Here is a 23,395-nt window from a genome sequence, read left to right as displayed (position 1 = left end):
CGCAGCTCAGAGGCGATTTTTTATCCACTGGCCCTGTGGGCGGAGGCGGTGGACAACCGGGCCCGTCTGTGGAGAACGGAAAGTTCTGCACACTCCGTGCACAGGGAGAGGCGAGTTGTCCCCAGCGCCGTCCCCAGCTTTACCCACCTTTCCCACAGGCCAACCCGGCAACTTCGTGTGACGCCTTTCACTCGCCCCGGTGAGGAGGCGCGTCAGCTTGCCGAACAGTGGACAGACATGTGGAGAAACCGCTGATCGCTGGGGACAACCGCCCGCAGCCTGTGGGTTGCCGGTGGACAACTTCGTGCACAGCCTGTGGATCATTTTTTTGTCCACAGCCTGTGGATGTCCTTCGTCCACGAATCCACAACCTGTTGACCTGGCTCGATGCTCCTCCCACAGGCTCGCCTGTGGATACAGTCTGGACAACTTCCGGGTCCCCAGGGTGTGGACGGAAAAAAGTCACCGAATCTGTGGAGAGTGGCCGTAACCCGGCCGGGAATCGAACAGCGGATGACGGACCGCCGGGACGCACGGATGTCCCCCGGCCCCTCCGGGAACGCGTCACGGCTCCCCCAGGGACGCGTCATGGCTCCCCCGGACATGCGAGAAGCGCCTCGGGAGCGGCTCCCGAGGCGCCCTGTGCGGCGTCGTACGGCGGTCAGCCGGCCTTGATGCGGTTGGTCAGCTCGGTCACCTGGTTGTAGATGGAGCGCCGCTCGGCCATGAGATTGCGGATCTTGCGGTCGGCGTGCATCACCGTGGTGTGGTCGCGGCCGCCGAACAGCGCCCCGATCTTCGGCAGCGAGAGGTCCGTCAGCTCGCGGCACAGATACATGGCGATCTGCCGGGCCGTCACCAGCGCCCGCCCGCGCGAGGTCCCGCACAGGTCCTCGACCGTGAGCCCGAAGTAGTCCGCGGTGGCGCTCATGATGGCCGTGGAGGTGATCTCGGGCGCCGAGTCCTCGCCGCCGGGGATCAGGTCCTTCAGGACGATCTCCGTCAGCCCCAGGTCCACCGGCTGCCGGTTGAGCGAGGCGAACGCGGTCACCCGGATCAGCGCGCCCTCCAGCTCACGGATGTTGCGCGAGATCCGCGAGGCGATGAACTCCAGCACCTCCGGCGGGGCGTTGAGCTGCTCCTGCACCGCCTTCTTGCGCAGGATCGCGATCCGCGTCTCCAGCTCGGGCGGCTGCACGTCGGTGATCAGACCCCACTCGAAACGGTTCCGCAGCCGGTCCTCCAGCGTCACCAGCTGCTTGGGCGGCCGGTCGCTGGACAACACGATCTGCTTGTTGGCGTTGTGGAGCGTGTTGAAGGTGTGGAAGAACTCCTCCTGCGTCGACTCCTTGTCCGCGAGGAACTGGATGTCGTCGACGAGCAGGATGTCCATCTCGCGGTACCGCTTGCGGAAACTGTCGCCCTTGCCGTCGCGGATGGAGTTGATGAACTCGTTGGTGAACTCCTCCGAGCTCACGTACCGCACGCGCGTGCCGGGGTACAGGCTCCGCGCGTAGTGTCCGATCGCGTGCAGCAGGTGCGTCTTGCCGAGCCCCGACTCGCCGTAGATGAAGAGCGGGTTGTACGCCTTCGCGGGCGCCTCGGCGACGGCGACCGCGGCCGCGTGCGCGAAACGGTTGGACGCGCCGATGACGAACGTGTCGAAGAGGTACTTCGGGTTCAGCCGGGCGGTCGGCTCACCGGGCCCGCCCGCCGACGGCGACGGCGCGGCCGGCGCCCCGGGCACCCCCGGCGCGCCGGGCCGCTGCGGCGGCCCGGAACCGGCCGGGGGCTCGGGCAGCTCGCGCCGGCCCGCGTCCCGCTGGTCGTACTCGGGCCGCTTGGGCTCGTAGGGGGCCGGGTCGTACGGCGGCCGCTCCATCGACTGCGGCCGGTAGTCCTGCGGCGGCTGGCCGTAGGAGTCCTGGGAGTACGGCGCCGGGGACGGCGACCCGTAGGGGTCCTGGGACGGCGAGGCGTAGGGGTCCCGCTCCGGGAAGCCGAGCCGCTGCTGCTGCCAGCCGTAGTCGTCCTGCTGGGGCCGCGGCCAGGCGCCGGGCTCCGGACGCTGGTACTCCGAGGGGTAGGCGGGCCGTGCGGTCGGCAGCTGCTCCCCGCGCGGGCCCTCGCCGGAGGGACCGGGGAGCTGCTCGGCGCGGTGCCGGCCGTAGCTCCCGTCGTACGGGCTGTCATAGGAATTGTCGTACGTGCTGTCGTAGCGGCCCTTGGGCTCGTCGTACGGGCTGTCGTACGGGCCGGACGGGAGCTCGGGCTCCTCGTAGCGCGGCTTCGGCTGCTGCTGGACCGGGGGCGCCGGCGGGGCCGGGGGCTCGCCGACGGAGTCGTCCACGGTGATCGCGATCCGGATCGGGCGGCCGCACTCACGGCTCAGCGTCTCGCTGACGACCGGGGCCAGCCGGCCCTCGAGTACGCCCTTGGCGAACTCGTTCGGCACGGCGAGCAGGGCCGTGTCGGCGACCAGCGCCAGCGGCTGGCAGCGCCTGATCCAGTGCTCGTCCTTCGCCTCGACACCCTGGCCGCGGCCCTCACCGAGGAGCTGCTCCAGTACGCGTGGCCACACTGCGGCAAGATCGGCAGGTACGTCAGCCACAGGGCACGCTCTCTCGTGGGGGGTCCCACGCACGTGTGGTTGCGGGACGGGTCGGGAACCGGGGGTCAAAGGAACGAATCGGAGTCCAGCCACGGTAGTCAGGGCGGCGGCTGCGGTTCAAGTTGTTGTCCCCAGGCTGTGGATAGTGTCTCCCTGTGACCCCTGGTTTGACCGGATGGCGCAGCCGCGCGTACCGTAACCAGGTCGAGTTGTCGATGGCTGCTGCCGCCTGCCTCCGATGGGCACAGATCGCGTCAGGTGATCGGGAAGCGGTGCACTCGGGCGTAACGAGAGCTACTCGTGGGCGCACGGTGACAGCCAGGACGGCACCCGCCACCACCGATTGATTTCTGGAGCCCCCGAGTGAGCAAGCGCACCTTCCAGCCGAACAACCGTCGTCGCGCCAAGACCCACGGCTTCCGCCTGCGTATGCGCACCCGTGCCGGCCGCGCGATCCTCGCGTCCCGCCGCAGCAAGGGTCGCGCCCGCCTGTCCGCCTGATCCCGGTCAGGTCATGCCGTCGTGCTGCCCACCGAGAACCGGCTGAGGCGGCGCGAGGACTTCGCGACCGCGGTACGACGGGGCCGTCGGGCCGGACGCCCGACCCTTGTCGTCCACCTTCGTAGCGGTGCCACGGACCCGCACGCGCCTGGGGAGAGCGCTCCCCCGACGCGTGCGGGTTTCGTCGTCAGCAAGGCCGTGGGCGGGTCGGTCGTACGCAACAAGGTCAAGCGCAGACTGCGTCATCTGATGCGCGACCGAGTCGTTCTGTTGCCCCCCGGTAGCCTGGTAGTGGTACGGGCGCTGCCCGGTGCGGGCGACGCCGACCACGCACAGCTGGCCCAAGACCTTGATGCCGCCCTTCAACGGCTGCTGGGAGGGGGCGCGCGATGAAGTACCCGTTGCTGGCCCTGATCAAGCTCTATCAGTGGACGATCAGTCCACTGCTCGGGCCGGTGTGCAAGTACTACCCGTCGTGCTCCCACTACGGATACACGGCGATCGACCGGCACGGCGCGATCAAGGGAACGGCACTCACCGCCTGGCGCATCCTGCGGTGCAACCCGTGGTCGCTGGGGGGTGTGGACCATGTCCCGCCGCGGAAGCGCCCGCGGTGGCACGAAATGCTGCGGGACGCCTGGCGTGCACGCAGGGGCGGGACCTCCGCCGCCGAAACGGCCACCGGGGAGAACGATTCCCCGAGCCCGGCCGCAGAGACCCCGTCCCATGCCCAAGGAGCATGATTAGTGGACACGATTGCCAGCCTCTTCAGCTTCATCACGACACCCGTTTCCTGGGTCATCGTCCAGTTCCACACGGTGTACGGCAAGATCTTCGGCCCTGACACCGGATGGGCCTGGGGCCTGTCGATCGTGTCTCTGGTGATTTTGATCCGCATCTGCCTGATCCCGCTCTTCGTGAAGCAGATCAAGGCGACCCGGGCGATGCAGACGCTCCAGCCCGAGATGAAGAAGATCCAGGAGCGCTACAAGAACGACAAACAGCGTCAGTCCGAAGAGATGATGAAGCTGTACAAGGAGACGGGCACCAACCCGCTCTCCTCGTGCCTTCCCATCCTGGCGCAGTCCCCGTTCTTCTTCGCCCTCTACCACGTGCTCAACGGCATCGCCAACGGTGACACCATCGGTGTGATCAACCAGAGCCTGCTGGAGAGCGCGCAGAAGGCGCACATCTTCGGTGCTCCCCTGGCCGCGAAGTTCACCGACAGCGCCTCGGAGGCCGCGGCCCTCGGTGCCTCGCTCACGGACGTCCGGGTCGTCACCGCGATCATGATCGTCCTGATGTCGGCCTCGCAGTTCTTCACCCAGCGCCAGCTGATGACGAAGAACGTCGACACCTCGGTGAAGACGCCGTTCATGCAGCAGCAGAAGATGCTGATGTACGTCTTCCCCGTCATGTTCGCCGTCTTCGGCATCAACTTCCCCGTCGGTGTCCTCGTCTACTGGCTGACCACCAACGTGTGGACCATGGGCCAGCAGATGTACGTGATCCACAACAACCCGACCCCGGGTTCCAAGGCCCAGGCCGCGTACCTGGAGCGGCTGTACAAGCACGTGACGCACGCCGGCAAGACGCGCCGCCGCAGCGAGAAGACGATCATCAAGGCGATCGTCGCCAAGGGCCGCGACCGTAACGAGGCCGAGCGCAAGTTCATCAACGGTCTGACCAAGGCGGGCCTCGCGGCCCAGGCCGACGGCAGCGTGGTGAAGGGCGACGGCCAGACCGTCGTGGAGACCGCCGAGGACGGCACCACCACCACGTCCACGGCCGCCGCCAAGCGCCAGCAGCCCAAGCGGCAGTCCAAGTCCCAGCGCCAGACCGGCGGCCCGAAGGCGGCCGGTGAGACGACCTCGCTGAGCAAGTCCGACGAGCCCGAGGACGCCAAGCCCTCCGGCGCCGCCCGGCAGTCCGCCCCCCAGGCCGGTACCGGCGGCGGTCGCAGCAAGGCCCAGTCCGGTCAGCGCAAGGGCGGCCCGCAGCGCCCCAAGTCCCCGTCCAAGAAGTAAGAAGGAGCCCATCCCGTGACGGAAGGCACCACCTCCGCTGCCGAGGGTGCAGACACCCTGACCCGCCTGGAGCAGGAGGGCGAGATCGCGGCGGACTACCTCGAGGGTCTGCTGGACATCGCCGATCTCGACGGCGACATCGACATGGACGTCGAGGCCGACCGTGCCGCGGTGTCGATCATCAGCGACTCCGGCACCCGTGATCTGCAGAAGCTGGTCGGCCGGGACGGCGAGGTGCTGGAGGCGCTGCAGGAGCTGACGCGCCTGGCCGTGCACCGGGAGACCGGGGACCGTAGCCGGCTGATGCTGGACATCGCCGGCTACCGGGCCAAGAAGCGTGCGGAGCTCTCCGAGCTGGGCGCCAAGGCCGCGGCCGACGCCAAGAACAGCGGCGAGCCCGTGAAGCTGAAGCCGATGACGCCCTTCGAGCGCAAGGTCGTCCATGACGCGGTCAAGGCCGCGGGCCTGCGCAGCGAGTCCGAGGGCGAGGAGCCGCAGCGCTTCGTCGTCGTGCTCCCCGACTAGATTCGTTACGTACGTCACCCCCGGCCCCGTCTGTAGCGCAGGCGGGGCCGGTCTTTGTCAGCCTGGTTGTCTGGTGGTCGGCGCTGCACGCGCCGAAGCGGTACGGAAGGACGGTCCCCGTGACGGAGGCAGCGGAGCTCCCCCCTGCGCCCGAGGTGGCACGCGAGGTATTCGGTGATCGCTTCGCGGATGCGGTCCGGTACGCCGAGCTCCTGGCCGAGGCAGGTGTGCAGCGCGGTCTCATCGGCCCACGAGAGGTGCCACGCCTGTGGGAGCGGCACATCCTCAACTGCGCGGTGCTCTCCGAGGTCGTGCCCGAGGGTGTGACCGTGTGCGATGTGGGCTCGGGCGCCGGGCTGCCCGGCATCCCCCTGGCGCTGGTGCGCGAGGATCTGAAGATCACTCTTCTGGAGCCGCTGCTGCGGCGTACGAACTTCCTCACCGAGGTGGTCGAACTCCTCGGCCTGGACCATGTCACCGTGGTCCGTGGCCGTGCGGAGGAGGTCATGGGTACCCTTCCTCCCGTCCATGTGGTGACCGCCCGCGCCGTGGCGCCCCTCGACCGCCTGGCCACCTGGGGCATCCCGCTGTTGCGCCCCTACGGTGAGATGCTCGCCCTCAAGGGCGACACCGCCGAGGAGGAGCTGAAGAGCGCGGCCACCGCCCTGAGCAAGTTGGGCGCGGTCGGTACCTCGATCCTCCAGGTGGGCGAGGACGTCGTCGATCCGCTCTCCACGGTGGTGCGGGTCGAGGTCGGGGAGAGCCCCGGTGGTGTGCGGTTCGCGGCCAAACGGGCGAAGGCCGCCCGGACGGGACGGGCCCGCCGCCGACGCTGAACGTACTCCACACAAGCTGCCCCACCTACGTTGGACGGAGTGTCGCGTCCGTTCGGGCGTAGGCGCTGTGCATCGTGTTTCACGTGAAACGTCGCTCCCTGCTGCACGGCATCATCGGCCGCGGTCGCGCCGCGGCCGAACCCCGCAAACGAAAGCCCCTCGGTTCACTCGATGCGGGGGTGGAGTTGTCCACAGAGGTGGATTTCTCCACAGAACAACAGGCCTCACTGGTTCGCGACCCCGAAGGCATGGCAGGCTCTGTTCATTGCGAGCTTGAAGTCGAGGAGAGTGAATCCTTGCGGTCCGACGCCAACATCGCGGGACCGATGGCCGATCCGGTCCCCGGTCCCCGTACCGAGTCCTTGGGGGAGGATGTTTCACGTGAAACACCGCCCCCGATGGACGACACTCCGATCGGTCGTGCCGCCCAACTGGCGGTGGAAGCACTGGGCCGCGCCGGCGAGGGTCTGCCACGTCCGGAGCAGACCCGGATCATCGTGGTCGCCAACCAGAAGGGCGGGGTCGGCAAGACCACCACGACGGTGAACCTTGCCGCCTCTCTGGCTCTGCACGGTGGCCGTGTCCTGGTCGTCGACCTCGACCCGCAGGGCAATGCGTCCACGGCTCTGGGGATCGACCATCACGCCGAGGTCCCGTCCATCTATGACGTGTTGGTCGAGAGCCGCCCGCTCGCGGAAGTCGTCCAGCCGGTACCCGATGTCGAAGGCCTCTTCTGTGCCCCCGCCACGATCGATCTCGCCGGTGCGGAGATCGAGCTGGTGTCGCTGGTGGCACGAGAGAGCCGACTGCAGCGCGCCATCCAGGCCTATGAGCAGCCGCTGGACTACGTCCTCATCGACTGCCCGCCGTCGCTCGGCCTGCTGACGGTCAACGCGATGGTGGCGGGCGCAGAGGTCCTGATCCCGATCCAGTGCGAGTACTACGCATTGGAAGGGCTGGGCCAGCTGCTGCGCAACGTCGATCTGGTGCGGGGGCACCTCAACCCCGCCCTGCATGTGTCGACCATCCTGCTCACCATGTACGACGGCCGGACGCGCCTGGCGTCCCAGGTCGCCGAAGAGGTGCGCACCCACTTCGGTGACGAGGTGCTGCGGACGAGCATTCCTCGCTCGGTCCGTATCTCCGAGGCACCGAGCTATGGGCAGACGGTGCTGACCTACGATCCAGGATCGAGCGGCGCCCTCTCCTATCTTGAGGCGGCCCGAGAGATCGCGCTGAGGGGGGTGGGCATCAGCTATGACGCCACCCACGCCCATATCGGCGCTCAGAACAGTCCGAGCATGGTGGAGGGGATCCAGTGAATGAGCGACGGAGGGGGTTGGGCCGTGGTCTCGCCGCACTGATCCCTGCCGCCCCCACGGAGAAGACGCCGGCACAGACCGCAGTGGCCGGCTCGACGGCCCCGGCGGCTGTCCCGGGTCTGAACGAGCGTGGGGTGGCCGCGGCGAAGGTGGCCACACTGCCCGCTGTTTCACGTGAAACAGAGGAGCCGTCGGTCTTTGACGTCGTGGAGACGCCCGGGCCGCCCATCGGGGCGTACTTCGCGGAGATCCCCCTCGATGCGATCACGCCGAACCCGCAGCAGCCGCGTGTGGTCTTCGACGAGTACGCCTTGGAAGAACTCGTCATCTCCATCAAGGAGGTCGGACTCCTCCAGCCAGTCGTCGTACGGCAGCTGGGTCCCGGGCGCTATGAGCTCATCATGGGTGAGCGCCGCTGGCGGGCCTGCCGTGAGGCGGGGCTGGAGGCGATCCCGGCGATCGTGCGGGCCACGGACGACGAGAAGCTTCTTCTGGACGCGCTCCTGGAGAACCTTCACCGGGCGCAGCTGAACCCGCTGGAAGAGGCGGCCGCCTACGACCAGTTGCTGAAGGACTTCAACTGCACGCACGACCAGCTCGCGGACCGGATCGGCCGGTCTCGTCCGCAGGTCTCCAACACACTGCGTCTGCTGAAGCTTTCGCCGGCGGTGCAGAACCGGGTGGCGGCGGGTGTGCTCTCCGCCGGTCACGCGCGTGCGCTGCTCTCCGTGGAGGACGCGGAGGAGCAGGAGCGGCTGGCTCACCGGATCGTGGCCGAGGGGCTCTCGGTGCGGAACGTCGAAGAGATCGTGACGCTCATGGGCTCCCGGCCGCAGACGGCTCAGCGCGCCCGGAAGCCACGTGCCGGCGCTCTGGTCTCCCCGGCGCTGTCCGAGCTGGCCACCCGGCTCTCGGACCGCTTCGAGACCCGGGTGAAGGTCGATCTGGGGCAGAAGAAGGGCAAGATCACCGTCGAGTTCGCCTCGGTGGAGGATCTGGAGCGCATCCTCGGCACGCTGGCCCCGGGTGAGGGCTTCGCCCTGCAGAAGGGGCTCGAAGAGGAGAGCGACTCGGAGGAAGCGGACGAGTGAGTCATGGGTCGGTTCTGAGACCCCGTCACCGGGCCGACCCATGAGCGTCTGAGCGAGCCGTGTCCGGTGTGTCCGGAACACGGCTCGCTCTTTGCGTTCAGTCGGTATCGACGGGAATCGCATCGTGGATACGATGCGAGGGGGTATGGCGCATCCACCAGGCAGCACCTCGAAGTGGGAGGCGAGGGTCATGCGAACGATGAGCCGGACCGGACTGGTGAGCGCGGGGCTGGGGCTGGGGGCGGTCGGCGGATTCGTCGGCAGTCTGCTCAGGGAACGCAGCGCTCTGACAGCCGCTCGCGATGCCGCGGGCGAAGGAAGCGAGGAACAGCCTTCATGGGGCGTCGGCTCGTACCGCTCACGCTGGACAACCTTCAGGACCTTCCCAAGCGCTGTCGCTCGTGTGTCTTCTGGGAACTGGATCCCGTCAGGGGCGCGGCCGCGCTGAAGGCGGGCAGGGCCGCTCTGGAGAAGGAGTCCTGGATCTCCGCCGTCCTGCTGGACTGGGGATCATGCGGCCGGGTGGTGTACGTCGACGACCGTCCCGTGGGGTTCGTGCTCTACGCTCCGCCCGCCTATGTGCCCCGCTCGACGGCTTTTCCCACCAGCCCTGTGGCGCCGGACGCCGTGCAGCTGATGACCTCGTTCATCATGCCGGGGTACCAGGGACAGGGGCTCGGCCGGGTGATGGTGCAGACGGTCGCGAAGGATCTGCTGCGGCGTGGCTTCAAGGCGATCGAGGCGTTCGGCGACGCCCGCTGGAAGGAACCGGGCTGTCTGCTCCCCGCCGATCATCTCCTGGCCGTGGGCTTCAAGACGGTACGGCCGCATCCCAGCCACCCTCGGCTGCGGCTGGAGCTGCGGACCACGCTCTCCTGGAAGGAAGACGTGGAGATGGCCCTGGACCGGTTGCTGGGAGCCGTACAGAAGGAGCCGGCGCTGCGACCGCTGTAGTGATTCTGCAGTGATGACGAAGGGGCCGGTCCTCACGGACCGGCCCCTCTCTGTTTCACGTGAAACAGTGCGTCACTCGGAGATGAAGGTCTCCAGGTCGCGGACGAGCGCGGCCTTCGGCTTGGCGCCGACGATGGTCTTGGCGACCTCGCCGTCCTGGTAGACGTTCAGCGTCGGGATCGACATGACGCCGTACTTCGCGGCCGTGTTCGGGTTCTCGTCGATGTTGAGCTTGACGATCTCGATCTTGTCGCCGTGCTCGGCGGCGATGGCCTCGAGGGACGGAGCGATCTGGCGGCACGGGCCGCACCACTCGGCCCAGAAGTCCACCAGAACGGGCTTGTCGCTCTTGAGGACGACCTCATCGAAGTCGGCGTCGGTCACATTCTTCAGGGTGCCGGCCACAGGGGGCTCCTTCATTCCTTGTGCGGTGGGGCGGGAGAGGGGGGTCAGACAGCGGTCTTCTCGGGCTCGGCCTGCTCCTCGTCCGCGAGGGCGGCGAGGAAGCGCTCGGCGTCGAGAGCGGAGGAGCAGCCGGTTCCGGCCGCGGTGATCGCCTGGCGGTAGGTGTGGTCCACCACGTCACCGGCCGCGAAGACACCGGTCAGGTTCGTCCGGGTCGAGGGCGCGGCCACCTTCAGGTAGCCCTCCTCGTCCAGGTCGAGCTGGCCCTTGAAGAGCTCGGTGCGCGGGTCGTGGCCGATGGCGATGAACAGACCGGTGACCGCGAGGTCGGAGAGTTCGCCGGTCTTGAGGTTGCGCAGCTTCAGCCCGGCCAGCTTCGGGTCGCCCTGGATCTCGGCGACCTCGCTGTCCCAGACGAACTTGATCTTCGGGTCGGCGAAGGCGCGCTCCTGCATCGCCTTGGAGGCGCGCAGGGTGTCCCGGCGGTGGACGATGGTGACGGACTTGGCGAAGCGGGAGAGGAAGGTGGCCTCCTCCATCGCGGTGTCGCCGCCGCCGATCACGGCGATGTCCTGGTCCTTGAAGAAGAAGCCGTCACACGTGGCACACCAGGAGACACCGCGGCCGGAGAGGGCATCCTCGTTCGGCAGGCCGAGCTTGCGGTGCTGGGAGCCGGTGGTGACGATGACGGCCTTGGCGCGGTGGACCGTGCCGGCCGTGTCCGTGACGGTCTTGATCTCACCGGTGAGGTCGACGGAGACGATGTCGTCCGCGATGAGCTCGGCACCGAAGCGCTCGGCCTGGGCGCGCATGTTGTCCATGAGCTCGGGGCCCATGATGCCGTCCTGGAAGCCGGGGAAGTTCTCCACCTCGGTGGTGTTCATCAGGGCGCCGCCCGCTGTGACGGCGCCTTCGAAGACCAGCGGCTTCAGCGACGCGCGCGCGGTGTAGAGCGCGGCGGTGTAGCCGGCGGGCCCGGAGCCGATGATGATCACGTTACGGACGTCGCTCACGGCTTTGTTCCTCGTCTCTGGTCTGCGTCGTTCGACCGGTGGGAGCTGCTCTGAACTCTCACCCCACCCAACGGATCCTAAGGGGCGCGCATTCCCACTGTGTCCGGGCACACGGAGAGAGGATCCCCTGGGGAGAACCGCCGGGGACGGAGTCGCAGGTGGGCCGTCAGCGACGGATGTAAGAAGCCTTCAGAAGGATCTTGGCCGGGCCGGACGAGGAATCCGTGACACAGGTGCTGTCCATGACGTAGGCGTCGACCTTGGTGCTGTCGGAGGTGTCGGGCAGCACGACGAGAAGCGCGTCCGTTCCCTTGTAGACGCCTTCCTCGGTGGCGAGTGCCGTGTCGCTGCGGCCGATGCCCTTCTGGACGCAGAGGGGGACGGTGGGCTCTGTGTAGACCCTGGGCCGGGGGCTGCCGGTGGTGCCTTCGATGCCCAGACTGTTCGGAGCCTTGGACCCCTGGGCCCTGCCGAGGAGATCCGTGACCTTCTGCTCCAGGGAGCCCTGGGCGAAGGTGTCGGCGGCGGTGGACTGCCCGTGCGCCGCGGTGCCCGGCCCGCTGCCGCCGGTCAGCGAGGAGACCAGAACGCCACCGAGCCCCAGGGCGGCGGCACCGAGTACGGCGCCCAGCACGGCGACCCTGCGGCGTCCGCCCCGCTTGCCGCTCTTGCGGCCCGGGCCGGTGGTGGCGGTGCGGGCATGACCGGAGGGCCGGTCCGCGGCGGCCGGTGTTTCACGTGAAACATGGGGTGCCTTGGCGCCCGTGTCGGCCGCGTCGCCTGTGTCGGCTGTGTCGGTCGTCGTGGAGGTGACCGCTTCGGCGGCGAGTGCCGCATCAATGCGCCGGGCGATGTCCTCCGGCATGCGGGGCGGCTCGGGGAGGTCGCCCAGCAGGCCGCGGATCTCCTCGAGCGAGGTGTGGACGTCGGCGCAGAGTGCACAGCCGTCGAGATGCCGGCGTACATCGGCGCTCCGGGAAGGGGCGAGCAGCCCCTCGGCGAGGTCGGAGATCTCCGTGACGTCCGGGTGCCCGGCCGTGTCCGTCGTCGATGTCACGTTCGCCCACCTCCGCCCTTCACCGCTGCTGAATCGCCTGACCCGGCGTTGGACGATCCCTCCTCAGAAGGGTCCGCTGCGGGTGGGACGGTTGTCCCCTGCGCCCGGTTCCGCCCCCTGCCGCTTTCCTCGTCGTCTCCGGTGTTTTCCGGCCTCAGATGGGTCAGCAGCGGCAGCAGCCGGGCTCTGCCCCGGGCACAGCGGCTCTTCACCGTCCCCGTCGGCACCTCGAGGATGCGGGCGGCCTCGGCGACCGGGTAGCCCTGCATGTCCACGAGGACGAGGGCCGCCCGCTGGTCGGCGGGAAGGGTGCCGAGCGCTTCGAGGAGCTGACGGTGGACGTCATTGCGCTCCGCGGGGGCGGCGGCGGACTCATGGGGTTCGAGCAGCTGCTCCAGGCGCTCGGTGTCGTCGACCGGCGAGGTCTTGCGGGAGGCCGCCTTGCGGGCCCGGTCCAGACAGGCGTTCACGGTGATGCGGTGCAGCCAGGTCGTGACGGCGGACTGGCCACGGAAGGTGTGGGCGGCCCGGTACGCCGACACCAGGGCGTCCTGGACGGCGTCGGCGGCCTCCTCACGGTCGCCGAGCGTCCGCAGGGCGACCGCCCAGAGCCGGTCACGGTGCCGCCGTACGAGCTCACCGAAGGCGTCGGGGTCGCCGTCCACATGCCGGGCGAGGAGGTCCTGATCGCCGGCCGCGTCGTAGCCGCCGCCCTGCGTCATGGGACCCCCTCTCCCTCCGGTGCGTCATCAGCCCGTGAACTTCACATCGGTGATGGCCTGCTTGTAGCCGGCCCCGCTGTAGTCGTCCGACCCCGAGTACGGGGCCGCCGTGATCCATACGAGAACGTACCGTGTCTTCACCGGCGTCTTGGCGGAGATCTGCAACTCCTTGCCCGTGGTCCTGGCGTCAGCGATCTTCGTCATGGAGCTGAGGGACGCCGACGACGAGAGGGAGTCCGCCGCGTACAGCGTCGCGGCCGTGTAGTTCCCGCCATAGTGCAGCCCTATCGAAGCGGCCGACAGACTCTGCTCGGAACCCAGGTCGTAGACGATGCCCACGCCCTGCTTGTACGGGGCGAGCACGGGGCCGCCGTTGAAGGACTTGGACCGCCAGTACGTGGAGCTGTCGTTGTCGTAGGTCAGCTTCACGTCGCCGGGGTGCTGGGCACTGCCGTCGGGGTAGTACTCGGCTGCGCCCTGGATCTTCAGCGTGGTGACCGGCTTCGGCGAGGTGCTGCTCTTGTCGCCGTCGTCCGTCGTCTGCGTCTTGTTGGTGTCGTCGGACTTGTCCTGGTCCATCAGGGCGTCCGCGAGCTGCCAGCTGCCCAGGCCGAGGGCGGCGATGAGCAGCGCGGAGACCGCCCACTTCAGGGCCCGGCCGGTGCGGCTCTGCAGCGGGGGCGGCGGAGCCGGGACCGGCTGCGTGGCACCCGGGTGGGGCGCGGGGCGGCCGTAGGAGCCCTGCTGGTACGTCGTGCGCTGGTACTCCGGCGGCGCGGTGAACGCCGGCTCCGGCGGGCGGATCCGGGGCATCTCCCCGATCGCCTTCACCAGTTCCTCCGGAGTGGTGCACGCGGCCTCGTGCCGGGACGCGGTCGCCCCGTCGTTGGCGAGCGCGCGCATGGCCAGCTCGGACAGACCCCGGTGGACGCCGGCACGGACCTGGTCCGGTGCGATCAGACCGATGTCCTTGGGCAGCCCGGACAGGCCGTGGGCGTCGTTCTCGTACGGCCAGCGCTGGGTGAGCGCCGCGTACAGCAGGGCGCCGATCGCCTCCGTGTCGGTGCGCTGCGGGGTCTCCGAGGTGATGCCGCGCAGCGCGGCGTTGACCGCGAGCCCCCGGATCCGCCACTGGCCGGTGGAGGTGCGCAGGACCGCGCTGGGGTTCAGGCGCAGATGCGCCAGCCCCTCACGGTGCGCCGCGGCCATCGCCGACGAGAGCTGACTGACCATCTGGTACGCGTCGTGCGGTTCCAGCGGGCCGGACGCCAGCAGCGTGGTCAGCTCGGTGGCATCGGGCAGCCATTCGTGGACGACATAGACGAGGTCGTTCTCCTCGACGGCGTCCAGGACCTGCACGAAGCGTGGGTCGCCGAGCAGCGCCGCCGAGCGGGCCGCGGCCAGCACCGAGCGGGCGCGGGCGTGGTCCGCGGGCAGGATGTGGACCCCCACGGCACGGCGAAGTTTCTCGTCGACCGCACGCCAACTGCTGAAACCGTCCAGACGGGTGACGCACTCCTCGAGGCGGTACCGCCTGGCGAGTTTGTGTCCGCTGTGCAGTTCAGGCGGTGAGGTCCTGCCGGGATGCTCGATCCCGCCACTCCCCTGTGCCTCGTCGCTGTCCGTGTCCCGCTCCCGGTTCTTGGCCACCCCGTCGGCCGTGGACTGGTCCGCCTGCGCGGTCAGCGGCTCATCGCCGCTGTTGTCTGCCACGTCGACGGCAGCCGTGCTCCGTTCCGCCACCGTCGTTCCTGCCTCCCCATCCCATGCGCGCCGCCGACCTCGTGCGCGCCGTCCGACGCCGGATCCAATTGTGCCCACAGTCCGCCGCTATGCACGACACACGGCGGCTAACGATGGTTGTGCGACTCCCCCTCGCTCAGCGCCCCAGGCGCCCGCGGACCATGCCGACGAGGGAGTTGAGCTCCTCGATGCGCATGCGCCGGGCGGCGACGAAGAAGATGCCGAGCAACAGGGCTCCGCCGACCAGCAGGGCGGCGAAGGAGCCCATGACGCCCTGACCCAGGGTCCGGGCGATGCCGTAGCAGGCCGCGCCGCTGATCAGCGCCGCCGGTACGGAGGCGATGCACAGCCGGGCGTACGTGCGCAGGACGTGGGAGCCGTCGAGGTCGCCGCCGAGCCGCTTGCGCAGCCGGTTCCAGGCGACACCGACGCCGATCGCGTAGGCCAGTCCGTAGGCGGCGGCCATGCCCGCCACGGCCCAGCGGGCCGGGAGGACGAAGTAACAGACCGCCGAGGCGGTCGCGTTGACCGCGGCCACGATGACGGTGTTGTAGAAGGGGGTGCGGGTGTCTTCGTACGCGTAGAAGGCGCGCAGGACGACGTACTGCACCGAGTAGGGGATCAGGCCGAGGCCGAAGGCCATCAGCATGAAGCCCATGTTGGTGGCCTCGCTGGTGCCGGAGGAGCCGAAGATCAGGGTGCACATCGGGATGCCGAGGGCGAGGAAGCCGAAGGAGATCGGCACGATCGCGACGGCCGTCGTGCGCAGACCCTGCGAGATGTCGTCGCGGACCGCGCCGCCGTCGCCCTCGGCCGCCGAGCGGGAGATCCGCGGCAGCAGGGCCGCCATCAGCGAGACGGTGATGATGGCCTGGGGCAGGCCCCAGATCAGCTGCGCGTTGGCGTAGGCGGCGAAGCCGGTGCCGTCGACGGGCGAGGCCTTGCCGGCCGCGGTCGACAGCTGGGAGACGACGATCGCGCCCGCCTGGTTGGCGAGGACGAACAGGAAGGTCCACTTGGCGAGCGTCACGGCCTTGCCGAGGCCGTGGCCCCGCCAGTCGAAGCGCAGCCGCAGCCGGAAGCCGGTCTCCCGCAGATAGGGGATCATCGCGAGCGCCTGCACCACCAGGCCCAGCAGGACGCCGATGCCCAGGAGCCGCTGGCCCTCGGGCGGGATGGACGTCACCTTCATGCCGGAGTCGGCGGCGGTGCCGTAGACCCAGATGAACATGCCCAGCGTCACGATGATGACGATGTTGTTCAGGACCGGGGTCCACATCATCGCGCCGAACTTGCCGCGCGCGTTGAGGATCTGACCCATCACGACATGGACGCCCATGAAGAAGATCGAGGGCAGGAAGTAGCGGACGAAGGTGATGCCGACCTCGTTGGCCGCCGGGTCGCTGGCGACCGGGTCGGACAGCGCCCGGATCAGCAGGGGGGCGCCGGCGACCGCGGCGACGGTCAGCACGCCGAGCGCCACCATCACCAGCGTCAGGAGCCGGTTGGCGTAGGCCTCGCCGCCGTCCTCGTCCTCCTTCATGGCCCGCACGAGCTGGGGCACGAAGACGGAGTTGAGACCACCGCCGACGGTCAGGATGTAGATCATCGTCGGCAGCTGGTAGGCGACCTGGAAGGTGTCGCCGAGCAGGCCGACGCCGAGCGCGGAGACGATCAGCGCGGAGCGGACGAAGCCGGTGAGGCGGGAGACCATCGTGCCCGCCGCCATCACGGCGCTGGACTTCAGCAGGCCGGCCGCCTTGCCGCCCTTCTTCGCGGCCGGAGCGGCCGTCGGCTCGGGAGCCGGCGCCTCGGCCACGGCGGCCGCGCTGCCGAGGTTCATGGTGCGGTCGTCCACGGGCGGCACCGGAGCCGGAGCCTGGTGGCGCGGCACGGGCCCCTGGCCGCCGGGGGCCGGCGCCGGGCCGGGCACCGCGGGGGACTCGGCCGGCGGGCGGGCGCCGCCCTGCTGCTGGTCCTTGAAGAGGTGCGCGAAGGCGTCGGGCTGGTGCTGCTCCTCACCGGAGTGCGACACCAGGTCGTCCACGCCGACGAACTCGGTCGTGCGCGGGTCGTCGCCGTAGGGCAGGTACTGGGTGGGCCCCTCCGGCTCGGGCGCCGGGGGCCGGGCCCACACCTGCGGGTCGGGCGCGTACGGCGACGGCGTCGGGCGGCCGTAGAGCGGCTGCTGCGGCGCGTACGTGCCCGGGGGCGGCGGCGGGTGGGCGGCACGGTCGTAGAGCGCCTCGGTGACCGGGTCCTGCGCGGTGAGGTCCTGGGACCCGTAGGGGTCCTGGTCGTAGGCGTCCTGGAGGTACATGTCCGCGGGGTGCTGCGGCGGCACCTGGCCGTGCTCGGGCGGCGGGCCCTCGGGGTGACCCGAGCTGCCCGCGGCCTGGCCGCGGTCACCCTCGTACGGCGCGTTCATGACTACCCCACCTCATCGTCCCGGGCCCACCGGCCACGACATCCTCAACGGTCCACTCTCTCACCCGTCCCCGAGGGGGCCGTGCTTTCCGCTGCGGTGTCCGCTGTCCCGTCACTCGGCTGCTCCGGGTCGTCTGCCCCCGACTGGGCGGCCGACTCTTCCCCGGATTCTTCCCCGGACTCGTCCTCGGCGTCCTCGGAGGATTCGGCGTCCTCGGCGTCCTCGGTGTCGCCCTCGGCTTCCGCCTCCTGCGCCTCACGGGCCGCGGCCCGCTTGCGCTGGGTGTACATCCGGAAGCCGGCCAGTACGAGCAGCAGCACACCGCCGCCGATGACCAGCATCACCGTGGCCGTGATCTCGGTGACCTTCACGTCGAAGGTCACCGGCGCACCGTAGACCTGGCCGTCCTCGGTGTACAGCTGGGCGATCACCGTGGTCTGGCCGTTCACGTTGGCGGTCGTGGTGAACTTCACCGTCGTGCTGTGCCCGCCGGAGATCTCGATGCGCTGCTCGGCGTAGTCGTGGCCGTCGATCTCCAGGCGGGTGTTGTTCGACGAGGAGAGCCGCAGGACCAGGTGGTGGACGCCCTGGACCAGGTTGTTCTGCACCGTCACGGGGATCGTGGCGCTGCGCCCGGAGAGCTTGGTCTCCGACTTGTCGATCAGCTTGACCTGGTCGGTGAGGGTGTCGAGATAGCTCTGCACGCCCTGGCGGAAGGTGCCGGCCGCGGTCGAGCGACCTCGCCACGAGGTGGACATCTCCCGGTTCGTGGCCCTCCCGAACGGGGTCACCACCCGGGACTTGTCGGCGAGGATCACCTTGAAGTTGTCGAGCGTGTCCTGGGTGGCCGCGATCTGCTCGAAGGCCGACCTCGGCAGCTCCTGCTTGCGCAGCGCGGAGGGGTAGGAGGACCGCGAGGGCACCTTGGTGGTGGCGCCGCCGTCGGGCTTGGCCTTGGCGGCCGCGGTGAGGTCCTGGGACTGCGACCAGCCCGAGTCCTGGAGGGCCGTGACGGCCGCCGCCATCGCCTGGGCCTGGCCGGCGGTCGGCGTGCGCTGCGGGGCGACGACGATGCTGCGCTGCTTGTGCGTCTGGAGGTTCAGGGCCAGGCTCTGGGCGAGGAACTCCTGCACCGCGAGCGTGGACGCGGAGGCGTTCGTCAGGTCGCCCTGGAAGGTCTTGGAGAGCCGGGCGTCCGCCACCACCGCCGTGGTGCCGCCGCCGATGGGCCGGGCCGCGGAGGGGGTGTAGGACAGGCTGCCGGTCTCCGCCAGGCTGTCGCTGCGCGCGATCACCTTGTCGGCGCCCGCGGAGGTGGCGACCTTCACGATCGAGGGGTCGACGGCTCCGTCCACCGGCCAGGCGAAGTCGGTGCTCGGCGTCACGTGGAGGATCGTCTCCACCGTGGTCGCGGCGACATCGGTGGCCGCCTTGAACTGGCTCAGCGAGCCGGTGACCCCGGTGCCGTCGTGGGCCAGGGAGGCCAGGTCGGGATCGGCGAACGGCAGGGCGACGATCTCCTTGTCGGCCACCGCGTCCTGGAGGTCGGCCAGCCACTTCTTGGCGAGCGCCTGATGGGTGCCGGCCGTGGTGGTGTCACCGTCGGCGCGAACCCGGTAACTGCCGGTCATCGCGTCCACGGAGGCCAGCAGGTCCGGGTCGATCACCCAGGTGACGTCCAGGTCCTTGCCGAGGCTCAGCAGCTGGTCCAGGCGGCCGCCGGGGGCGATCTCGTCGGCGAGGTCGTCGTTGAGGAAGACGGGCGTCTGGCTCGCGTTCGAGCCGGTCTCGGCCGTCATGTGGACGGTGGACACCAGCGGCCAGAGGACCGTCGTCTTCGTCGCCGTGTCCGCGCCGTCGGGCTGCCAGGGCAGGAAGGTCCGCTGGATGCCCAGCACCTGCTCCCACTGCTGCGTGGACGTCTCGCCCGAGAGGGAGACCCCGAGCGGGTAGACGCCGTCGCCGCCGAGGTCCAGCTCGTCGACCGGTACGGAGATGCTGAAGTGCTCGGCGACCCCGGGCGTGAGCTTGGCGAACTTCGCGACGTACTTGCCGCCCACCTCGGAGCCGTAGCCGGCGGAGAGGTCCTCGGCGCCGTCGGCGGCGTCGTCGATCGCCGAGCGGGTGGTGAGGGCGGAACCCACCCGCAGGCCGACGTGCGCCTCGGTGACGGCCTGCTTGCCCTTGTTGGTCACCGTGCCGGAGACGGTCACCGTGTCGCCGTCGGTGGGGACGGCAGGGCTGAGGGAGTCGACGGCCACGGAGACCGAGCCCTTGTCGGAGGCTTCCTTGGCGCCTGCCGGGGCGTCGGCGTGGGCGGGGAGTGCGGGCAGCTGGAGCAGCCCGGCCAGCAGGGGCGCCCCGGCGAGCAGTGCTCCGGTGCGCCGCAGCCAGCGGCGGGCAGGTGAGGGACTCGTCCCCGGGAAGTCTGCCGCCTCGGCCACGCGTTCGCCCGTCTCTCGTCGTCGTCAGTGGTCGTCGGAATGTGCGTCCACGCATGGTAACGATGTGCGCGGAGGTGAAGTGCCGCGGACCGGTCCACAAGATCAGGTGGGGTCCGCGTCCTGTCCTCTATCGTCGCGTATGGAGGGGAGTGTCGGCGAAAAAGGCCTGAGGACGTCCTTCCGGAGCTATGGGGCGATGTGTTCCCCGGCCGTAATCGGGGCGCCCCGCGTCCGCCCGGCCACGTACCCTTTCCTGTTGTGCCGAACGCCAACGAAGACACCCCCAGCGCCCTGAGCCAGGCGCAGCACAGCGCCGTGAGCGAGCTGCTGCGGGTCGCGCCTGTCGCCGACGACCTCGCCCGCCGTTTCCAGGAGGCCGGGTTCTCCCTCGCCCTGGTCGGCGGCTCGGTCCGGGACGCGCTGCTCGGCCGGCTCGGCAACGACCTCGACTTCACCACGGACGCCCGTCCCGAGGACGTCCTGAAGATCGTGCGGCCGTGGGCGGACGCGGTGTGGGAGGTCGGGATCGCCTTCGGCACCGTGGGAGCACAGAAGGACGGCTACCAGATCGAGGTGACGACGTACCGCTCCGAGGCGTACGACCGCACCTCGCGCAAGCCCGAGGTGTCGTACGGCGACTCCATCGAGCAGGATCTCGTCCGGCGTGACTTCACCGTGAACGCGATGGCCGTGGCGCTCCCGCAGAAGGAGTTCATCGACCCGCACAACGGTCGTGCCGACCTCGCGGCCCGGGTGCTGCGTACCCCGGGCACACCGGAGGAGTCCTTCTCGGACGACCCACTGCGGATGATGCGTGCCGCCCGGTTCGCCGCGCAGCTCGACTTCGAGGTCGCCCCCGAGGTCGTCACGGCGATGAAGGAGATGTCCGAGCGCCTCGGCATCGTCTCCGCGGAGCGGGTGCGGGACGAGCTGAACAAGCTGATCCTCTCCGCGCATCCGCGCAAGGGCCTGAGTCTGCTGGTCGACACCGGCCTCGCCGGCCGTGTCCTGCCGGAGCTGCCCGCCCTGCGGCTGGAGCGCGACGAGCACCACCGGCACAAGGACGTCTACGACCACACGCTGATCGTTCTGGAGCAGGCGATCGCGCTGGAGGAGACCGGGCCCGACCTCACCCTGAGGCTCGCCGCACTGCTGCATGACATCGGCAAGCCGCGCACCCGGCGGTTCGAGAAGGACGGCCGGGTCTCGTTCCACCACCACGAGATGGTCGGGGCGAAGATGACCAAGAAGCGCATGACCGCGCTCAAGTACTCCAACGACCTGGTGAAGGACGTCTCCCGGCTGGTGGAGCTGCACCTGCGCTTCCACGGGTACGGCACCGGCGAATGGACCGACTCCGCCGTCCGCCGGTACGTCAGGGACGCGGGTCCGCTGCTCGACCGCCTGCACAAGCTGACCCGGTCGGACTGCACGACCCGCAACAAGCGCAGGGCCACCGCGCTCTCCCGGGCCTACGACGGCCTGGAGGAGCGCATCGCCCAGCTCCAGGAGCAGGAGGAGCTCGACGCGATCCGCCCCGATCTGGACGGCAACCAGATCATGGAGATCCTCGGTGTCGGCCCCGGCCCGGTCATCGGGCAGGCGTACAAGTTCCTGCTGGAGCTGCGCCTGGAGAACGGGCCGATGGAGTACGACGCGGCGGTGGCGGCGCTCAAGGAATGGTGGGCCGAGCAGAGCTGAGGCAAGGAAACGGGGCGATGTTTCACGTGAAACATCGCCCCGTTGGTGTTTCACGTGAAACACCGGCCCTCAGCCGTGGCAGGCGTGCTGCTACTTGACTTCCTTCAGGCAGAGGACCACGTCGTGGCCGCCGCCGTACTGGACGTAGGAGATCGTCGCGTCGGTGACGGCCTCGCACTTGCTGTCGTCGCTGGAGCCGTCGAACTTCTCGACGACCTTGTACTGGGCCTTGCTGTCGGAGCAGTCGACCTCGTTGAGGTCCGCGTTGGAGTCCGTGCCCTCGTTGTGCATGCAGGCGCCGACCGAGGTCGTCTCCGCGTCGTCGCGCGTCAGGAACCAGCCCGCGCCGAACTTGAGGATGCCGATGATGACGGCGACGACGATCGCACCGATGATGCGTATCGCCTTCTTGCCCATGCGCTTGCCGGCCGGCGCGGGCGGCGGGGGAACCGGAGCACCGCCCTGGTTCGGGAACGGGGCGTACGGCTGCTGCCCCGTGGGCGCGGTGGGCTGGGCGTACGGGTTCTGGCCCTGCGGAGGCGGCGGAGTGGTCATGCTGGGGTCCCCCTAGAACGTGGGTGCGCAGGAACATGCGTGCGCATGGCGCGAAATAAGACCCACGTAAAGTACCGGCCACCACTGACAGTGCCCGACCACAGGGGAACTCTGTGTCTTTGATGTGACACTTACTGGCGCTCAAAGCGGGCCATAGCCACAGCAATTACCCCGTAGATAACGGCGACCGTTACCACCAAGGGGGCTGAGCGGCCGTCAGGCGGCAGCATCAGGGCGGCCACTCCGGCGGCGCCGACGAAGGCGACGTTGAACAGGACGTCGTAGAGGGAGAAGATCCGGCCGCGGAAGCCGTCCGCCACGGACGACTGGACGATCGTGTCGGTGGCGATCTTCGCGCCCTGCGTGACCAGTCCGAGGACGAACGCCGCGACGAACGTGGTGGCTTGGGTGAAGGGGAGCATCAGGGCGGGCTCCAGTACGGCGGCCGCCGCCGAACAGACCATGATCCAGCGGCCGGGGCCCAGCCGTCCGGCGGCCGTCGGGGTCAGCACGGCCGCGACGAAGAAGCCGACGCCGGAGATGGCCACGGCCACACCGAGCAGCGCCAGCCCCTGGTCGGTGTCGGTGGACCAGGCGTACCGGCACAGCATCAGCACCATGACCGTCAGGGCGCCGTAGCAGAACCGCATCAGGGTGATCGAACCGAGCGCCCAGGCGGCCTCCCTGCGCTTCGGCTCCGTCAGATGGCGTACCCCGGAGGCGAGTCCGCGGGCCGTCCCTCTGACGGCGCTCGCCCATCCGGCCGGAACCAGGTCGCGTTCGGGCCCGAGCAGATCCACGGCCATGGTCAGGGACATCAGCGCCGAGCACAGGTACAGCGCGCTGCCGAGCAGGACCACCGCGGCATCGGTGTCCGCGATCGCCAGGCGTACGACGAAGGCGAGACCGCCGCCCGCGACCGCGGCCAGGGTGCCGGCGGTCGGGGAGAGGGAGTTCGCGATGACGAGGCGCTCGGCGTCGACCACGCGCGGCAGGGCGGCCGAGAGGCCCGCGAGGACGAACCGGTTGACGGCGGTGACGCACAGCGCGGAGACGTAGAAGAGCCAGTCGGGGACGTGGCTGAGCATCAGGACGGCCGTCGCCGAGGCCAGCAGGGCGCGCAGCAGATTGCCGTAGAGCAGGATCTGGCGGCGTCGCCAGCGGTCCAGCAGGACGCCGGCGAAGGGGCCGACGAGGGAGTAGGGCAGCAGCAGGACCGCCATCGCGGAGGCGATCGCCGCGGCCGAGGTCTGCTTCTCGGGGGAGAAGACGACGTAGGTGGCGAGCGCGACCTGGTAGACGCCGTCGGCGCACTGGGACAGCAGTCGTACGGCGAGCAGGCGCCGGAAGGCGCCGAGGCGCAGCAGGACGCGCAGATCACGGACGACGGCCATGGGGCCCAGCCTCACATACGGGGAAGGTCCCCGGGTCATACGACCCGGGGACCCTCTCAGCCCTGG

Annotated in this window: 20 protein-coding genes; 10 read left to right on the top strand and 10 right to left on the bottom strand. The window is 69.5% G+C overall.

The genetic code is table 11. The features are described from left to right. Positions 1 to 661: 661 nt before the first annotated feature. Positions 662 to 2,611: a chromosomal replication initiator protein DnaA gene (gene dnaA, locus ACYQ8Q_RS23505; RefSeq protein ID WP_460067670.1), complete on the bottom strand. Its 1,950-nt coding sequence runs from the start codon at positions 2,609 to 2,611 to the stop codon at positions 662 to 664. A gap of 363 nt (positions 2,612 to 2,974) precedes the next feature. Between dnaA and rpmH the strand changes: the two genes are divergently transcribed. The 9 genes from rpmH to ACYQ8Q_RS23460 all read left to right on the top strand — a co-directional run bounded on the left by rpmH (position 2,975) and on the right by ACYQ8Q_RS23460 (position 9,867). After that, positions 2,975 to 3,112, top strand: coding sequence for a 50S ribosomal protein L34 (gene rpmH / locus ACYQ8Q_RS23500; protein ID WP_003956500.1), 138 nt, complete (start codon positions 2,975 to 2,977; stop codon positions 3,110 to 3,112). A gap of 21 nt (positions 3,113 to 3,133) precedes the next feature. Then, positions 3,134 to 3,505, top strand: a complete 372-nt coding sequence (gene rnpA, locus ACYQ8Q_RS23495; RefSeq protein WP_079061828.1) for a ribonuclease P protein component — start codon at positions 3,134 to 3,136, stop codon at positions 3,503 to 3,505. Next, a complete protein-coding gene (gene yidD, locus ACYQ8Q_RS23490; RefSeq protein ID WP_460067668.1) occupies positions 3,502 to 3,855 on the top strand; it encodes a membrane protein insertion efficiency factor YidD in 354 nt (117 codons plus the stop codon). Before rnpA ends, yidD begins: the two co-directional genes overlap by 4 nt. Before the next feature lie 3 nt (positions 3,856 to 3,858). Next, positions 3,859 to 5,139: a membrane protein insertase YidC gene (gene yidC, locus ACYQ8Q_RS23485; protein WP_460067667.1), complete on the top strand. Its 1,281-nt coding sequence runs from the start codon at positions 3,859 to 3,861 to the stop codon at positions 5,137 to 5,139. A 15-nt stretch (positions 5,140 to 5,154) separates the two neighbouring features. After that, a complete protein-coding gene (locus tag ACYQ8Q_RS23480; protein WP_055632124.1) occupies positions 5,155 to 5,664 on the top strand; it encodes a Jag family protein in 510 nt (169 codons plus the stop codon). A gap of 119 nt (positions 5,665 to 5,783) precedes the next feature. Then, positions 5,784 to 6,500 carry a 16S rRNA (guanine(527)-N(7))-methyltransferase RsmG gene (gene rsmG / locus ACYQ8Q_RS23475; protein WP_460067666.1) on the top strand — a complete coding sequence of 239 codons (717 nt, stop codon included), beginning with the start codon at positions 5,784 to 5,786 and terminating at the stop codon, positions 6,498 to 6,500. Positions 6,501 to 6,748: 248 nt separating this feature from the next. Beyond that, entirely contained in the window at positions 6,749 to 7,822 is a 1,074-nt protein-coding gene (locus ACYQ8Q_RS23470) for an AAA family ATPase (RefSeq protein WP_340385266.1), read from the top strand. Beyond that, positions 7,819 to 8,913, top strand: coding sequence for a ParB/RepB/Spo0J family partition protein (locus ACYQ8Q_RS23465; protein ID WP_460067665.1), 1,095 nt, complete (start codon positions 7,819 to 7,821; stop codon positions 8,911 to 8,913). Before ACYQ8Q_RS23470 ends, ACYQ8Q_RS23465 begins: the two co-directional genes overlap by 4 nt. Before the next feature lie 336 nt (positions 8,914 to 9,249). After that, positions 9,250 to 9,867 carry a GNAT family N-acetyltransferase gene (locus ACYQ8Q_RS23460; RefSeq protein WP_460067663.1) on the top strand — a complete coding sequence of 206 codons (618 nt, stop codon included), beginning with the start codon at positions 9,250 to 9,252 and terminating at the stop codon, positions 9,865 to 9,867. A gap of 72 nt (positions 9,868 to 9,939) precedes the next feature. On the opposite strand, the gene trxA is transcribed toward ACYQ8Q_RS23460, so the two are convergent. The 7 genes from trxA to ACYQ8Q_RS23425 all read right to left on the bottom strand — a co-directional run bounded on the left by trxA (position 9,940) and on the right by ACYQ8Q_RS23425 (position 19,679). Further along, on the bottom strand, positions 9,940 to 10,272 hold the full coding sequence (trxA, locus tag ACYQ8Q_RS23455) for a thioredoxin (RefSeq protein ID WP_055632129.1): 333 nt from the start codon (positions 10,270 to 10,272) through the stop codon (positions 9,940 to 9,942). 44 nt (positions 10,273 to 10,316) lie between these two features. Continuing rightward, complete coding sequence (trxB, locus tag ACYQ8Q_RS23450) at positions 10,317 to 11,285, bottom strand: thioredoxin-disulfide reductase (RefSeq protein WP_460067662.1); 969 nt, start codon at positions 11,283 to 11,285, stop codon at positions 10,317 to 10,319. A gap of 166 nt (positions 11,286 to 11,451) precedes the next feature. Further along, positions 11,452 to 12,342, bottom strand: a complete 891-nt coding sequence (locus ACYQ8Q_RS23445) for an anti-sigma factor family protein (protein ID WP_460067661.1) — start codon at positions 12,340 to 12,342, stop codon at positions 11,452 to 11,454. After that, positions 12,339 to 13,064: an RNA polymerase sigma factor SigM gene (gene sigM, locus ACYQ8Q_RS23440; protein ID WP_460067659.1), complete on the bottom strand. Its 726-nt coding sequence runs from the start codon at positions 13,062 to 13,064 to the stop codon at positions 12,339 to 12,341. Before sigM ends, ACYQ8Q_RS23445 begins: the two co-directional genes overlap by 4 nt. Positions 13,065 to 13,091: 27 nt before the next feature. Continuing rightward, on the bottom strand, positions 13,092 to 14,807 hold the full coding sequence (locus ACYQ8Q_RS23435; RefSeq protein ID WP_460067658.1) for a protein kinase family protein: 1,716 nt from the start codon (positions 14,805 to 14,807) through the stop codon (positions 13,092 to 13,094). Positions 14,808 to 14,943: 136 nt separating this feature from the next. Beyond that, the gene (murJ, locus tag ACYQ8Q_RS23430; RefSeq protein ID WP_460067657.1) at positions 14,944 to 17,235 is read right to left on the bottom strand and encodes a murein biosynthesis integral membrane protein MurJ; all 2,292 of its coding nucleotides are present in this window, start codon (positions 17,233 to 17,235) and stop codon (positions 14,944 to 14,946) included. A gap of 44 nt (positions 17,236 to 17,279) precedes the next feature. After that, on the bottom strand, positions 17,280 to 19,679 hold the full coding sequence (locus ACYQ8Q_RS23425) for a DUF6049 family protein (protein WP_460067656.1): 2,400 nt from the start codon (positions 19,677 to 19,679) through the stop codon (positions 17,280 to 17,282). Between the two features lie 258 nt (positions 19,680 to 19,937). On the opposite strand from ACYQ8Q_RS23425, the gene ACYQ8Q_RS23420 reads away from it, so the two are divergent. Beyond that, on the top strand, positions 19,938 to 21,380 hold the full coding sequence (locus tag ACYQ8Q_RS23420) for a CCA tRNA nucleotidyltransferase (protein WP_460067655.1): 1,443 nt from the start codon (positions 19,938 to 19,940) through the stop codon (positions 21,378 to 21,380). A 90-nt stretch (positions 21,381 to 21,470) separates the two neighbouring features. Here the strand turns inward: ACYQ8Q_RS23420 and ACYQ8Q_RS23415 are convergent, their stop codons facing one another. Continuing rightward, positions 21,471 to 21,935 carry an LppU/SCO3897 family protein gene (locus ACYQ8Q_RS23415; protein WP_460067654.1) on the bottom strand — a complete coding sequence of 155 codons (465 nt, stop codon included), beginning with the start codon at positions 21,933 to 21,935 and terminating at the stop codon, positions 21,471 to 21,473. A 131-nt stretch (positions 21,936 to 22,066) separates the two neighbouring features. Beyond that, positions 22,067 to 23,329 (bottom strand): MFS transporter, encoded by a 1,263-nt coding sequence (locus tag ACYQ8Q_RS23410; protein WP_460067652.1) that lies wholly within the window; start codon positions 23,327 to 23,329, stop codon positions 22,067 to 22,069. Positions 23,330 to 23,395 lie beyond the last annotated feature (66 nt).

The sequence above is a fragment of the Streptomyces sp. YKOK-I1 genome, assembly GCF_054660435.1.
The sequence above is the reverse complement of the archived record's forward strand: the minus strand, read 5'-3'. Positions and strand labels throughout refer to the sequence as shown.